The sequence below is a fragment of the Microbacterium sp. 1.5R genome (assembly GCF_007667425.1).
Taxonomy (GTDB): domain Bacteria; phylum Actinomycetota; class Actinomycetes; order Actinomycetales; family Microbacteriaceae; genus Microbacterium.
This window is the reverse complement of sequence record NZ_VDRC01000001.1, coordinates 1,436,114-1,448,915: the sequence shown is the minus strand read 5'-3', so window position 1 is coordinate 1,448,915 and position 12,802 is coordinate 1,436,114. Positions and strand designations below refer to the sequence as shown.

General features: G+C 69.0%; 12 protein-coding genes. 8 read left to right on the top strand and 4 right to left on the bottom strand.

The window, feature by feature from the left end; all coding sequences use genetic code 11:
* The first annotated feature begins 37 nt into the window (after nt 1–37).
* The 4 genes from FSY98_RS06945 (at nt 38) to FSY98_RS06930 (ending at nt 3,906) form a co-directional block, all read left to right on the top strand.
* A complete protein-coding gene (locus FSY98_RS06945; RefSeq protein ID WP_144875213.1) occupies nt 38–1,345 on the top strand; it encodes an ABC transporter substrate-binding protein in 1,308 nt (435 codons plus the stop codon).
* 71 nt (nt 1,346–1,416) lie between these two features.
* Complete coding sequence (locus FSY98_RS06940) at nt 1,417–2,289, top strand: carbohydrate ABC transporter permease (RefSeq protein WP_144875211.1); 873 nt, start codon at nt 1,417–1,419, stop codon at nt 2,287–2,289.
* Nucleotides 2,286–3,182 (top strand): carbohydrate ABC transporter permease, encoded by an 897-nt coding sequence (locus tag FSY98_RS06935; protein WP_144875209.1) that lies wholly within the window; start codon nt 2,286–2,288, stop codon nt 3,180–3,182. The genes FSY98_RS06940 and FSY98_RS06935 overlap by 4 nt, the downstream gene beginning before the upstream one ends.
* Before the next feature lies 1 nt (nt 3,183).
* Nucleotides 3,184–3,906: an alpha/beta fold hydrolase gene (locus FSY98_RS06930; protein ID WP_144875207.1), complete on the top strand. Its 723-nt coding sequence runs from the start codon at nt 3,184–3,186 to the stop codon at nt 3,904–3,906.
* Nucleotides 3,907–4,015: 109 nt separating this feature from the next.
* On the opposite strand, the gene FSY98_RS06925 is transcribed toward FSY98_RS06930, so the two are convergent.
* Genes FSY98_RS06925 through hisD (FSY98_RS06915) form a run of 3 tightly spaced genes read right to left on the bottom strand, consistent with a single transcriptional unit; the run spans nt 4,016 to nt 6,845 of the window.
* Nucleotides 4,016–4,762 carry an HpcH/HpaI aldolase/citrate lyase family protein gene (locus FSY98_RS06925; RefSeq protein ID WP_144875205.1) on the bottom strand — a complete coding sequence of 249 codons (747 nt, stop codon included), beginning with the start codon at nt 4,760–4,762 and terminating at the stop codon, nt 4,016–4,018.
* Entirely contained in the window at nt 4,759–5,517 is a 759-nt protein-coding gene (locus FSY98_RS06920; protein ID WP_144875203.1) for an SDR family NAD(P)-dependent oxidoreductase, read from the bottom strand. Before FSY98_RS06920 ends, FSY98_RS06925 begins: the two co-directional genes overlap by 4 nt.
* A complete protein-coding gene (hisD, locus tag FSY98_RS06915; RefSeq protein WP_144875201.1) occupies nt 5,514–6,845 on the bottom strand; it encodes a histidinol dehydrogenase in 1,332 nt (443 codons plus the stop codon). The genes FSY98_RS06920 and hisD (FSY98_RS06915) overlap by 4 nt, the downstream gene beginning before the upstream one ends.
* A gap of 99 nt (nt 6,846–6,944) precedes the next feature.
* Here hisD (FSY98_RS06915) and FSY98_RS06910 point away from each other — a divergent pair, with 99 nt between their 5' ends.
* The 3 genes from FSY98_RS06910 (at nt 6,945) to FSY98_RS06900 (ending at nt 10,348) form a co-directional block, all read left to right on the top strand.
* Nucleotides 6,945–7,946: a LacI family DNA-binding transcriptional regulator gene (locus FSY98_RS06910; protein ID WP_144875199.1), complete on the top strand. Its 1,002-nt coding sequence runs from the start codon at nt 6,945–6,947 to the stop codon at nt 7,944–7,946.
* Nucleotides 7,947–8,167: 221 nt separating this feature from the next.
* On the top strand, nt 8,168–9,148 hold the full coding sequence (locus tag FSY98_RS06905) for an ester cyclase (RefSeq protein WP_144875197.1): 981 nt from the start codon (nt 8,168–8,170) through the stop codon (nt 9,146–9,148).
* A 30-nt stretch (nt 9,149–9,178) separates the two neighbouring features.
* A complete protein-coding gene (locus FSY98_RS06900) occupies nt 9,179–10,348 on the top strand; it encodes a cupin domain-containing protein (protein ID WP_144875195.1) in 1,170 nt (389 codons plus the stop codon).
* Nucleotides 10,349–10,411: 63 nt separating this feature from the next.
* Here the strand turns inward: FSY98_RS06900 and FSY98_RS06895 are convergent, their stop codons facing one another.
* Nucleotides 10,412–11,338, bottom strand: a complete 927-nt coding sequence (locus FSY98_RS06895) for a LysR family transcriptional regulator (protein ID WP_222119122.1) — start codon at nt 11,336–11,338, stop codon at nt 10,412–10,414.
* Between the two features lie 77 nt (nt 11,339–11,415).
* Here FSY98_RS06895 and hisD (FSY98_RS06890) point away from each other — a divergent pair, with 77 nt between their 5' ends.
* Nucleotides 11,416–12,732 carry a histidinol dehydrogenase gene (gene hisD, locus FSY98_RS06890; RefSeq protein ID WP_144875191.1) on the top strand — a complete coding sequence of 439 codons (1,317 nt, stop codon included), beginning with the start codon at nt 11,416–11,418 and terminating at the stop codon, nt 12,730–12,732.
* Nucleotides 12,733–12,802: the final 70 nt, after the last annotated feature.

Here is a 12,802-nt window from a genome sequence, read left to right as displayed (position 1 = left end):
TTCCCTAAGTCGACTGCATACGTATACCATCAGCGACATGGGACACACACAGCACCGAGCACTGCCGGTACTCGCACTCGTCGCCGTGGGCATCGTCGCCCTCGCCGGCTGTGGTGCGGGTTCCCGCACCGACAATGAGAACTCGACGAAGGTGACGTGCGACTACACGGCACCCGAAGGCAAGACGACGGTCAACGTCCTCGCCTACAACTCCTCCGCGATCGACCCCTTCACCGACACGATGGTGTCGAGCTGCTCGACCGACGACGTGACGCTGAAGCACGACCCGATCGACTTCGGCGGCCAGGTGACCAAGACCACCGCGACCCTCGCGGGCGACACGGGCACCTACGACATCATCGAGACGTACGGCTTCGTCATCCCCGGGTTCGGCGAGGAGGAGAAGCTCGTCCCCCTCAACGACCTGTGGGACAAGTACGCCGACGACTACGGCCTCGGCGACATCAGCCAGTCGATGGTCGAGGGCATGTCGTACGACGGCGACATCTACGCCGTGCCGATGCAGGCGCAGATGTTCGTCATGGCCTACCGCACCGACGTCTTCGACGACCTCGGCCTCGAGGTGCCGACGACGTTCGACGAGATGATCGACGCGGCCGAGGCGATCAAGGGCGCCGGCCTCATGGACTACCCGATCGCGCTGCCGTGGCTCGCCACGGCCGACGTCTCCACCGGCTTCCAGGGCGCGATGAACTCGCTCGGCGCCGACTTCGTCACCGCCGACGGCGAGGTCACGCTCGACACCCCCGAGGCCAAGCAGGCCGTCGAGGCGATGCTCGCACTCAAGCCGTACATGGACCCGCAGGTGACCACGTTCGACCAGCCCAAGGTGCAGCAGCAGATGTTCAACGGCACCGCGGCCATGTCGATCATGTTCTCCGGTCGCATGTTCGACCTCACCCTCGACTCCAACTCGCAGTACGCCGACTCGTTCGGCTTCGCCGGGGCTCCGAAGGTCACGGCCGACGCGGAGTACTCGTACAACCGCCTCTCGATCGACGGCTGGTCCATCCCGTTCAACACGAAGCTCGACCACGACATGCTCTTCCAGATGATGGCCTCGGCCGTCAGCGAGGACGCGTCGAAGGCATCCGTCCCCGCGGCCTACCCGGCCCGCGAGGGCATGGTGACGGAGAGCAACTCCCCGTACGGCGCCGCGGCCAACGACTCGATCGCCAGCGCGATGCCGCCGATCGTCTCCCCGATCGCGGCCGACATCACCAACGAGATCCGGCCGATCCTGGTCTCGATCCTGAACGGCCAGATCGCGGTCGACGACGGACTCGCCCAGATGCAGGCCGCCGGCGAGAAGATCGCCGGCTGACCGACGCACCGACGTCATGACTGTGGCCTGAGCGCGAGTTCAGGCCACAGTCCGTCCAAGGGAGGACGCATATGAAGGCACGCGAGTTCTGGCTGCTCTTCTTCCCGAGCCTGCTGGTGATGGGAGCGCTCCTCGTGCTCCCGCTGGTGCGCACGGTGCAGTGGAGCTTCGAACAGGTCCGCTACGGCTCACCGGGTACCTTCGTCGGGCTCGAGAACTTCACCGACGCCCTGCTCGATCCGCGCTTCCACAAGGCGGTCGCGTTCACGGTCGTCGTCACCGTCGTCACCACGGTCATCCTGCTGGTGTTCGGCTACATCATCGCCACCGGCATCAACCGCATCACCACCTCGCGCCCCCTGGTGCTCGGCATCATGCTCGTCTCGTACGTGCTGCCGAACCTCGTGGGCGCCGTCGCGTTCTCGTGGCTCTTCGACGACAACTTCGGCGGCGTCGTCAACCGGCTCATCGGCTTCTTCGGAGGCACGCAGGTGCTCTGGTTCACCGATCAGGTGCCGAACGGCATCCTCGTCATCGCCAACACCGTCTGGCACATGCTGCCGTTCGCGATGCTCATCATCCTCGCGGGGCTCCAGGGCGTGCCGAACGAGCTGAAGGAGGCCGCGACGATCGACGGGGCCAACGGCTTCCAGACGCACATCAACGTGATCATCCCCACGATCCGCGGCGTGCTCGGCTTCGTCACGCTCATCACGATCATGGATGTGCTGCGCATGTTCGACAACCTGATCCCGCTGTCGCCGCAGGCGCAGAACATCGGGAACGAGTCGATCATGCTCTACGTCTACTCGGTGGCGTTCGCCGACGGGGCGGAGAACCTCGGGCTCGGCAGCGCGATCAACGTGCTCACGATCCTCCTGATCCTCATCATGCTGATCCCGTTCATCCGGGGCATCTTCAAGGAAGCGAAGGCCGAACGATGAGTCTCACCTCCGCAGAGCTCTCGACCAGAGCCATCGTCACGAGCGGCGCGCCGAAGCGTCGACGCCGTGGGGGTCCGAACCGGCCCCCGGTCATCACCGGGCTGCTTCTCGGCATCCTCTGCGTGGTCGTGCTCAGCCCGTTCATCTGGATGACGCTGTCGGTGACGAAGCCGACGAACGTCGCCTTCTCGAACCCGCCGGTGCTCTGGGACTACCAGCCGACACTGCAGGCCTTCGTCGATCTCTGGCAGACCACGTACTTCGCCGACTACCTCGTCAACACACTCGTCGTCGCGGTGGTCTCGACCGTGATCGCGCTCGTGATCGGCATTCCGGCGGCGTACGCGCTGTCACGGTTCCCGAGCTACGTGTCGGCTCTGCTGCTCGTGCTGGCACTGATCTTCCGGGCACTGCCCCGCTTCTCGGTCGTGCTGCCGATGTACGACATCAGCCGGGCCCTCGGCATCTACGACACGACGTTCGCGCTCGCGATCGCGCTCGTGGCGATCAATCAGCCGTTCACGATCTGGCTGCTGCGCAACTTCTTCGCAGAGATCCCGCGTGAGCTCGACGAGGCCGCGATGATCGACGGCTGCACCAGGATCGGGATGCTGCGACGCGTCATGATCCCGCTGATGGGGCCGGGCATCCTCACGGCAGGCATCTTCGTCTTCCTCTTCGCGTTCCAGGAGTACCTCACCGCTCTCGTGCTCACCGACACCTCGTCGAAGACGGTGCCGGTGTTCATCGCCACGCAGCTCGGGCAGACGCTGCCGATGCTGCAACAGGCAGGGGCGGCGTCGATGCTGCTGACGATCCCGGTGTTCGTCATCGCGTTCATCGCGCAGAAGTACCTCGTCGCAGGGCTCAGCGACGGCGCCGTGAAGGGCTGACGTGTCGGCATCCGCCCCGCTCGTGCTGCTCGCGGGCATGAACTGCACCGCAGACCTGTGGGCGGATGCCGACTTCGACGCGGAGGGGGCAGGGGCGATCCGGCCGACGCTGGATCGCCCCTCGCTCCGCGCGCAGGTCGACGCGCTGCTCGCGGAGCTTCCGGCGCGGTTCGTACTGGTGGGGCATTCGCTCGGCGGCATCGTCGGCATGGCGCTGGCCCTCACGTCTCCGGAGCGGGTGGCCGGCCTGTGCCTCGTGGCGACGAACGCGAAGGCCCCGACCTCCGCCCAGCGCGAGGGGTGGAGGGAGTGGATGCGCCGTCTCGACGCCGGCGCCGACGCCCGGTCGCTGCAGCACGGAATCCTCGAACCTCTGCTCGGCGAGCATCTCGTCGCCGAGCGTCCCGACCTCGTCGAGCGCACACTGCGGATGGGAGCCGACACCGGCAAGGAGCTGCTGCGCACGCAGCTCGCGCTGCAGCTCACCCGCGTCGACCTGCTGTCGCGGCTGTCGTCGCTGCGCATGCCGACGCTGGTCGTCTCGGGGCTCGACGACGTCATCTGCCCGCCGAGCTTCCATACCGAGATCGTCGCGGCGCTTCCTGACGCCCGACTCGTCTCGCTGGACGCAGGGCACCTGCTGCCACTCGAGCGTCCGCGCGAGTTCGCCGACCTCGTGCGGGCGTGGCGCTCGCAGCAGGTTCGGCCGGCTGCGGTCGCTTGAGCCCGGCGCCGTGGTGGGCGGAGATCTCCGCCTCGGGAGGAGAATCCCGGCGGATTCGCCCGCCCATCGCGGAGAACTCCGCCCACGGCGCGGCGCCGAGCGCGACAGCTTAGCGGGGCGATGCCGCGGCCAGCCCCCGCAGATGCGTCATGAGCGAGGACGCGAGGTTGTAGACCACGAGGTCGGCGCCGTCCGCGAACGCCGCAGCCGCGGCATCCTTCGTCCCTACGATGTCCATGCGCAGCGCGCCGGTGCGCGCGAGCGCCGCGTTCACGGCCGCGACGGCCTCGGGCAGCGGGAGGTCGTCAGGACCGGATGCCGCGGAGAGATCAGCCGGACCGATCATGATGCCGTCCAGGCGCGGTGTCGCGGCGATGGCCTCGACGTTCGCGACACCGCGCGGCGACTCGATCATGCCGAGCACGAGCGTGTTCTCGAGCCACCACGCCTTGTGGTCCGCCGCCGCGACCTCGCCGAAGCGCCCGGCGCGGCTGTAGGTGGCGAAGCCGCGCGAGCCGATCGGCGGGTAGAGGCTGGCGTCGACGAGGTCGGCGGCGTCTTCGGCCGTGTCGAGGTGCGGGGCGAGGATGCCCTGTGCCCCTTGGTCGAGCACCCGCAGCACGAGTCGGCGATCCTTCTCGCCGACCCGCACGATCACGGGCACCCCGTGCACCGCCGCGAGGGCGATGTGATGACGCAGCGCGACGATGTCGGCCGGTCCGTGCTCGCAGTCGATCAGGACGAAGTCGAAGCCGGCGACCGCCAGCATCTCGACGGTCTCCTCAGCAGGCATGCGCAGCAGAGCGCCGATGAGCTTCTCACCGGCGCTCGCACGCTGCCGCAATGAGGCGGTCATGCGACCATCCCCGCCGAGAGGTCGACGTCGGCGCCGCACATTCCCGGCATCGCGAGCATCGCGACGACGGCTGCGCCGACCTCCTCCTCTGTGACCATGCGCCCGAGGGCCGCGCGCGACACGAACGCCTGCTCGGCCTCGTCGACGCTCGTGCCCGATCGCTCGGCCTCGAGGCGGAAGTTGCGCGCCATGCGCGGACCCTGCACCGGCCCGGGGGAGAGCGAGTTCACGCGCACACCGGCCGGCCCGACCTCGAACGCGAGGGTGGACGTGAGCCCGATCACCGCCATCTTCGAGGCGCAGTACGGCGTGCGATGCGCGAGCGGTCGTTTGCCGGAGACGGATGCCACGTTGATGACGTCGCCGTCGCCTCGGGCGATCATGCCGGGGAGCAGCGCCCTGCACAGCAGGAACGTGCCGCGCACGTTGACGTCGAACACCTCGTCCCAATCGTCGACCGCGATGTCGGTGAGCGCCGCGACCGGACCGGGGATGCCGGCGTTGTTCACGAGGATCGACACCTCGGTGCCCTCCAGCGCGGCGCGCAGAGCGTCGACGGATGCCGGGTCCGCGACGTCGCACGCGAGGGCGCGCGCCCGCGGGCCGAGGTCGGCGACCACCGCGTCGAGCTTGGCGGTGTCGCGGCCGACCACGACGACCGCGACACCGGCGGCGTGCAGGGCTCGGGCGATCGCCGCTCCGAGTCCGCTGCCGCCGCCGGTGACCACGGCCGTGCGACCGGTGAGGTCGGTCATCGTGCGTCCGCGCCGACCGCGGCGCGGCTCTCGTCGATCCAGTCGAACTGCGTGCCGGCGTGGCGCCAGGCGCGTGCATCGCCCGATCGTGCGTGCCCCTCGAACAGCTCGACGCGGGCGGCGCGACCGCAGACGGCGCCGAGCTCGGCGGACGACTCGGTGTTCTGCACCTCCTGGTAGGTCACGGTGCGCAGGTACTTGCCCACCCACAGGCCGCCGGTGTAGCGGGCGGCGCCGAGCGTCGGCAGCACGTGGTTCGTGCCGATGACCTTGTCGCCGTAGGAGACGCAGGTGTTCTCGCCGAGGAACAGCGCACCGTAGTCGTGCATCTTCGTCAGCGCCTCGCGGGGGTTCTCGGTGAAGATCTGCACGTGTTCGAACGCGAAGTCGTCGGCGATCCGGTAGGCCTCGTCGAGGTCATCGGCGACGATGACCTGGCCCCAGTCGCGCCAGGCGGGTCCGGCGTAGTCACGCGTCGGCATGCCGGGGAGGATCTTGTCGATCCAGTCGATGACCTCCTCGGCGAGCGACTGCGAGGTGGTGACGAGCACCGCGGGGGAGTCGGGGCCGTGCTCGGCCTGGGAGAGGAGGTCGACCGCGGTGAAGAACGGGTCGGCGTGCTCGTCCGCGACGATGAGGATCTCGGTGGGGCCGGCGAAGAGATCGATGCCGACCTCGCCGAACAGCTGGCGCTTCGCCTCGGCGACGTAGGCGTTGCCCGGCCCGGCGATCATGTTCACGGGAGCGATCGTGTCGGTGCCGACGGCCATCGCCGCCACGGCCTGCACGCCGCCGAGGATGTAGATCTCGTCGGCGCCGGCCATCTTCATCGCCGCGACGGTGGCGGCGGGGATCTCGCCGCGGATCGGCGGGGTGCAGGCGACGACGCGCGGGACTCCGGCGACCTTCGCCGTGATGATGGTCATGTGGGCCGAGGCCGTGAGCGGGTACTTGCCGCCGGGGATGTACGCGCCGGCCGCCTGGACCGGCACGTGCTTCTGTCCGAGGAAGACGCCGGGGAGCGTCTCGACCTCGATGTCGACGAGCGAGTCGCGCTGCGCCTGGGCGAATCGTCGCACCTGCGACTGCACGAACTCGATGTCGGTGATGACCTGATCGTCGAGAGTGCCGATGATCTCCGTGATCTCGTCATCGGACAGGCGGTACGAGGCGGGGCTCCAGTTGTCGAACTGCTCCGCATAACGTCGGACGGCCGCGTCGCCGTTCTCGCGGATGTCGCCGATGATCGCCCTCACCCGCTCCGCGACGTCCTGCTGAGCGGTGTCCGCGAACGTCTTCGTCGGCGCGGTCTTGAGATGACGGGGCATGGCCCTTCCTTTCATTGCATACGTATGTGCCGATTATGACCGCGTATGCATTCCGTCGTCAAGGGCGGTAGAATCCGGTGATCGAGGGGAAGGCCTGACATGGTCGTCACGAGCCGGGATGTCGCACGTCTGGCAGGGGTGTCGCAGCCGACGGTGTCGCGCGCGCTGCGCGACGACGCCCGCGTGTCCGACGCGACCAAGCTCCGAGTGCGCGAGGCGGCTCAGCTGCTCGGCTACGTGCCGAGCGAGGCGGGTCGAGCACTGTCGTCCGGCCGGACGCGGCGCATCGGACTGCTGCTCACGGATCTCGACAATCAGTTCTACTCGCACATCATCGCCCCCGTGCACCGGGAGCTCGAGGCCCTCGGCTACCAGCTGATGCTGCACACCGAGTCGGCCGACAACGACACGGTCGTCGAGCGGCTGCTGGCCAACGGCCTCGACGGCGTCATCCTCGCCACCACCACCGTGGACTCCGTCGCGCCGCTGCGGCTGCGGGACCGGGGCCTGCCGTTCGTGTACTTCAACCGCATCGGCTCATTCGTCGAAGCCGATTCGGCGGTTGTGAACTCCGTGCCGGGCTACCGCGAGGCGGTCCGCGCGGCCGTCGCCCTCGGGCATCGGCGAATGGGCGCGGTGCTAGGCCCGAGCAACACCAGCACGGCGCAGGGGCGGGAGGCGTCGCTCCGCGACGCCCTGAGCGCGGAGGGGCTGCAGCTCGACGAGCGCGACGTGCGCCGCACCCCCTACGGCGCGGCCGAGGGTGAGGGGGCCGCCGCCGAGCTGCTCGCCGGCCCCGACCGCCCGACGGTGCTCTTCTGCGGCAATGACGTCGTCGCGTACGGCGCGCTCAACGCCGCTCATCGCGCCGGCCTGCGGGTACCCGAGGACCTCTCGGTCGTCGGCTTCGACGACCTCCCTGAGGCGGCCTGGCCCATCATCGACCTCGCCACGGTCGGCTACGACATCGTCGGAATGGCGCGTGCGGCGGCCGACCTCATCGTGCGGCGCATCGAGGATCCCGACGCCGAGATCCGGATGTCCGGGTTCGCGTCGACCTTCATCGCGCGCCGCACGCTGGCACCCGCGCCGACGCCCTGACGTCGCACCGACTCCGCCCCTGCGGCGACGGGGCCTCTCGCGTCCACTCGAGCGTCGGCTCCCGAACCGGTTCCGGCGCGCTATCCAAGGCCTCCGCAGAATGACCACCGTGTGCGCTGGGCCGTCTCTTGCGCTGTGTTGTGCATACGCATACACTGACGACAACGCCGCTTGTGATCACCGATGAACCGCAGCGTCGTATCTCGAAGGAGTGGAAAAGCGTGTCTCTCGACCCGGTCGCCTACCTGCCGTACAAAGACCCCGACGACTTCATCCGCGAGGTCACCGACCTCATCTGGGTCGATCGATCGATCAGCTACATCCGTGACAACTACGAGCCGGACTCGATCGTGCACGGTGCCCTCGGCACCTCCACGACTCGTCAGGAGGTCATCGAGGGGTCGCTCATGCGCATCTCGGCCACGCCCGACCGCGTCGGCCAGGCGGAGGACGTCATCTGGGAGGCCCGCGGCGACGACGCTTTCCTCAGCTCGCACCTCGTGCTGTCGGGAGACCTGCACTCGCCGTACGTGAGCCGCACGATCGCCAACTGCCTCTACCGCCGCGGCCGCATGGTCGAGGAGTGGGTCGTCCGCGACACGCTCGCCGGAGCGCTGCGCAGGGGAGACGACCTCGACGAGCTGGCCAGGGCCCAGTCCTTCCGCGGCTTCTCGGGTTCGTGGACGGAGCCGGCCCCGGTCGACCCCATCGCCGAGGGCGACTCCGGCGTCCGCCCGGACGAGTACCGCGCCGAGGTCGAGACCGTCATCGACATGATCCAGACCGTGTGGAACGACCGCGACCTGCAGAAGGTCGAGAAGTACTTCCACCGCGACCTCACGCTCAACACGGTCGGCGACCGCACGATCATCCGCCCTGAGGGCTATCGCCGCGCGCTGCTGCGCCTGCTCGAGTCGTTCCCCGGCGGACAGTTCGAGATCCGCGACATCCAGACGAACTACGACGTGCGCTACGCGGGGCTCCGCGTGGCCGTCGTCTGGAAGTTCGTCGGCGACTACAACGGCGTGCCGAACTACGGCCCGCTCACAGGCAAGCCGATCGACCTCATCGGCATCTCGCAGTTCACTCTCCACGACGGCGCCATCGTCAAGGAGGTCCGCCTGTGGGACGACATCGCGCTCCGCGCGCAGATCGCAGGGTCACGGGGCGACGAGCCCGTGCCCTTCGCCAACATCTACTGATCATCGACTGATCGACAAGGAGAAGAAGACATGAGCACCGTCATAGAGAGCACGAGCGACGTTGTCGTCGACGCCGAGGAGATCCAGCGACGGACGATCCGCCGCTCCGACTGGGTGCCGTGCAACTCGGCGTTCATCGACTGCCGCACCCCGGGGTCCGACCGCAAGGAGAACTACTCCTTCATCGGCGCCGGCGTCTCGCAGAACGCGAGCCAGTACGTGAACCTCGAGGTCAACCACGGGTTCAACACGGGCGCGGCGGGGATGCCGAACGGCATCTCGAACAACCTGCACCTGCACTTCACGGCCGAGGTGTTCATCAATCTCGGCGGCGAGTTCCGCCTGCGGTGGGGCGTCGACGGCAAGCAGGGCGAGTACATCAGCCACGACGGCGACATCGTCACGATCCCCACATGGATCTTCCGCGGCTTCACGAACGAGGGGCCGGACGACGGCATCCTCTACACGGTTCTCGGACGCGACGACAACGGCGGCATCATCTGGGGCCCGTCGGTGCTCCGCGAGGCGGAGTCGTACGGTCTGCACCTCACCGCCGACAACAAGCTGATCGACACGGTCGCGGGCGACGTGCTGCCCGACGACGTGCCGCTCATCACGCCGATGAAGCAGCACTACATCGACGAGCTCACTGAGTACTCGGTCGAGGACATGCGCTCGCGGGTGATCCAGCCCGGCGACCGCAAGTACTCCGCCGCGGCGCTCCTGTGTGCGGCCGTCGAGGGCGGACGCGTCGAGCTCGCCACGGCGATCGGCTACGGCATGAGCGAGAACCGCCGCCAGGTGCCGAACGTCACCGAGCCGCACTCGTTCAACCTCGCGTGGGTCAAGGCCGAGCCAGGGCAGGGCGTGCTGCGTCACCGCCACGACAAGACGCAGGCGCTGCTGTTCAAGACCGGCCGCTGGGAGGTCACCCTCAACGGCGACCCGTCGACGACCGTCACCCTCGGCGGCGGCGACACCTTCTCGGTGCCGGAGGGCGCGTGGCGCGAGTACCGCTGCGTCGAGGGAGACGACACCGGCGCCGGCACGGTGCTCGTCATCAACGGCGGCGACGACCGCGTGTACCTCGAGTGGGCGCCCGAGGTCGTCGAGGCGGCGAAGGCCGCCGACTGGACGATCGACCCGAACGGCTACCTCGCGCCGCTCGGCGTGATGGTGACGGCGACCGAAGACGACTGAGTCCGAACGCCCGCCGACGGGGCGCGGGGAGCCACGGCTCCTCGCGCCCCGTCGCGTCTGCGGTCACTGCAGCGGCGTGCGCCCCGCATGCTCGGGGAGGCGTTCGCGCAGCATCCGCTCGGCGAGCTCCGCGAGCTTGCGCGTCGCCGGCGACAGCAGCACGCCCTCGCGCTGCACGAGGGCGATCGTGTCGTGCATCGGCTCCGCGAACGGGAACGTGCGGATGCCGGGCGGGAACCCTTCGGACTCCGCGATCGACCGCGACACGATCGTGTCGGCGGTGCCGGCCGCGACGAGGCTCAGCGCGGTCTCGACATGCTCGACCTCGACCGAGGGCTCGAGGGTGAGGCCCTGCAGTCGGGCGCGTTCGAGCAGCTGCCGGCGCGTGGGGTCGTCCCACCCGGCGAAGGCGTCGTAGAGCACGAGCTTGGCATCGGCCACCTCGGCGATCGTCACCGGCCCGCTGCGCGGGGGCCTGGTCGAGGAGACGTAGAGCACCTCGTCGCGGAACAGTGGCTTGACCTCGAGGCCGTCCTCGTCGATCGGGAGCACGAGCAGCCCAGCCTCGAGCTCGCCGCGCGCGATGGACCGGGCGACGTGCGCGGAGTTGATGCCGACGAGACGCAGGCGCACGTTCGGATGCCGGTGATGGAAGGTCTCGGCGAGATCGGCCAGGGCGTAGTACGCGGCGTTGCGCAGCACTCCGAACGTGCAGATGCCGCGGTCGAGCGACGCCAGCGAGTGGATCGTGTCGATGCCGTTCTGCACCGCGCTGACCGCCTGCGCAGCGTGCGGACGCAGCTCCTGAGCGGCCGCCGTCGGTACGAGGCGGCGGCTGCCGCGCACGAAGAGCGTGACGTCCAGCTCCCGCTCGAGGCGCGCGACCAGTTCCGACACCGACGCCTGCGTCATCCCGAGACTCGTCGCCGCCGCGGTGAACGAGCCGTGCTCGAGGGCGGCCAGGAAAGCGGTGAGCTGGGTGATGGTCACAGCCCAATGGTAAACCCGATGCATCGATACGGATCGTCAGGCTTGTCGGATGGATGCCGTCGATCTAGCCTTCGACCATGCGTTACTCTCCTGCAGTCCTCGCGCGTCACGACGGCGCCTTCCACCACCTCAAGACCCCGCTCATCGACGCCCCGGCGGCACAGCGCGACCCCGCCGTGATCGAGACCGTGACGACGATGCTGGCCGACATCCGCGAGCGCGGCATGGACGCCGTGCTCGACTACGCGAAGAAGCTCGACAACTACCAGGGCGCCGCCATCGAGCTCACGGCCGAGCAGATCGCGAGCAGCGGAGAGCGTCTCGACCCCGCCCTCCGCGAGGCGATCGAGCTCGGTGCCGCGCGCACGCAGGCTTTCGCCCGCGAGCAGCGCTCGCACCTCACCGACTTCGAGACCGAGCTGGTGCCCGGCCTCGTGACCGGCGCGAAGTACATCCCCGTCTCGCGGGTCGGCGCCTACCTGCCTGCGGGACGTTTCCCGCTCACCGCGAGCGCGTTCATGACCGTGGGCGTCGCCAAGGCCGCCGGCGTGCCGACCGTGATCGCCTGCACGCCGCCGCAGCCGGACGGCGGAGCCAACGACGCCGTCGTCTACGCCGCGCACCTCTCGGGCGTCGACCGCGTCTTCGTCATCGGCGGAGTGCAGGCACTCGCGGCGATGGCCTACGGGCTGCTGGGCGAGCTGCCCGTCGACATGCTCGTCGGCGCCGGCAACGCCTTCGTCGCCGAGGCGAAGCGCCAGCTCTTCGGCACTGTCGCGATCGACCTGCTCGCCGGTCCCAGCGAGGTCGCCGTGATCTCGGACGAGACCGCCGACCCCGAGCTCGTCGCCGCCGACCTGCTGGGCCAGGCCGAGCACGGTCCGAACTCTCCGGCCGCGCTCATCACCACGTCGGAGGAGCACGGCCGTGCCGTGATCGCCGAGATCGACCGCCAGCTCGAGACGCTCGCGACCGCCGAGATCGCCGGAGCCGCATGGCGCGACTACGGGGTCGTCACCGTGGCGAAGGACCGGGAGACCGCGGCGGCCCTCATGGACGACCTCGCTCCGGAGCACCTGGAGATCCTCACGTCGGACGACGACTGGTACCACGACACCCTGCGCAACTACGGCTCGATCTTCCTCGGGCCGTGGAGCACAGTCGCGTACTCCGACAAGGGCATGGCCGGGACCAACCACGTGCTGCCGACCGCCGGTGGAGCCAAGCACAGTGCGGGGTTGTCGGTGTCGCGGTTCCTCAAGCCGCTCACGTACCAGCGCATCAGTCGTGAGGCGACGCCTGCGCTCGCTGACGCCGTACAGGTGATCTCCGACTCCGAGGGCATGGCCGCGCACAGCGCCACAGCGACGCTGCGCACCGCGCGCCTCCGCTGACGCCGGGTCGCTCGCCCGAGCACTGCACCGAGACCCCGGTTTCGCGTCGAGACCCCGGGTTGTGGACGTC

Excerpts from the sequence above, each read along its gene's own strand:
- FSY98_RS06945 (WP_144875213.1), top strand. The coding sequence starts at position 38 with ATGGGACACACACAGCACCGAGCACTGCCGGTACTCGCACTCGTCGCC.
- FSY98_RS06940 (WP_144875211.1), top strand. The coding sequence starts at position 1,417 with ATGAAGGCACGCGAGTTCTGGCTGCTCTTCTTCCCGAGCCTGCTGGTG.
- FSY98_RS06935 (WP_144875209.1), top strand. The coding sequence starts at position 2,286 with ATGAGTCTCACCTCCGCAGAGCTCTCGACCAGAGCCATCGTCACGAGC.
- FSY98_RS06925 (WP_144875205.1), bottom strand. The coding sequence starts at position 4,762 with ATGACCGCCTCATTGCGGCAGCGTGCGAGCGCCGGTGAGAAGCTCATC.
- FSY98_RS06920 (WP_144875203.1), bottom strand. The coding sequence starts at position 5,517 with ATGACCGACCTCACCGGTCGCACGGCCGTGGTCACCGGCGGCGGCAGC.
- hisD (WP_144875201.1), bottom strand. The coding sequence starts at position 6,845 with ATGCCCCGTCATCTCAAGACCGCGCCGACGAAGACGTTCGCGGACACC.
- FSY98_RS06910 (WP_144875199.1), top strand. The coding sequence starts at position 6,945 with ATGGTCGTCACGAGCCGGGATGTCGCACGTCTGGCAGGGGTGTCGCAG.
- FSY98_RS06900 (WP_144875195.1), top strand. The coding sequence starts at position 9,179 with ATGAGCACCGTCATAGAGAGCACGAGCGACGTTGTCGTCGACGCCGAG.
- hisD (WP_144875191.1), top strand. The coding sequence starts at position 11,416 with ATGCGTTACTCTCCTGCAGTCCTCGCGCGTCACGACGGCGCCTTCCAC.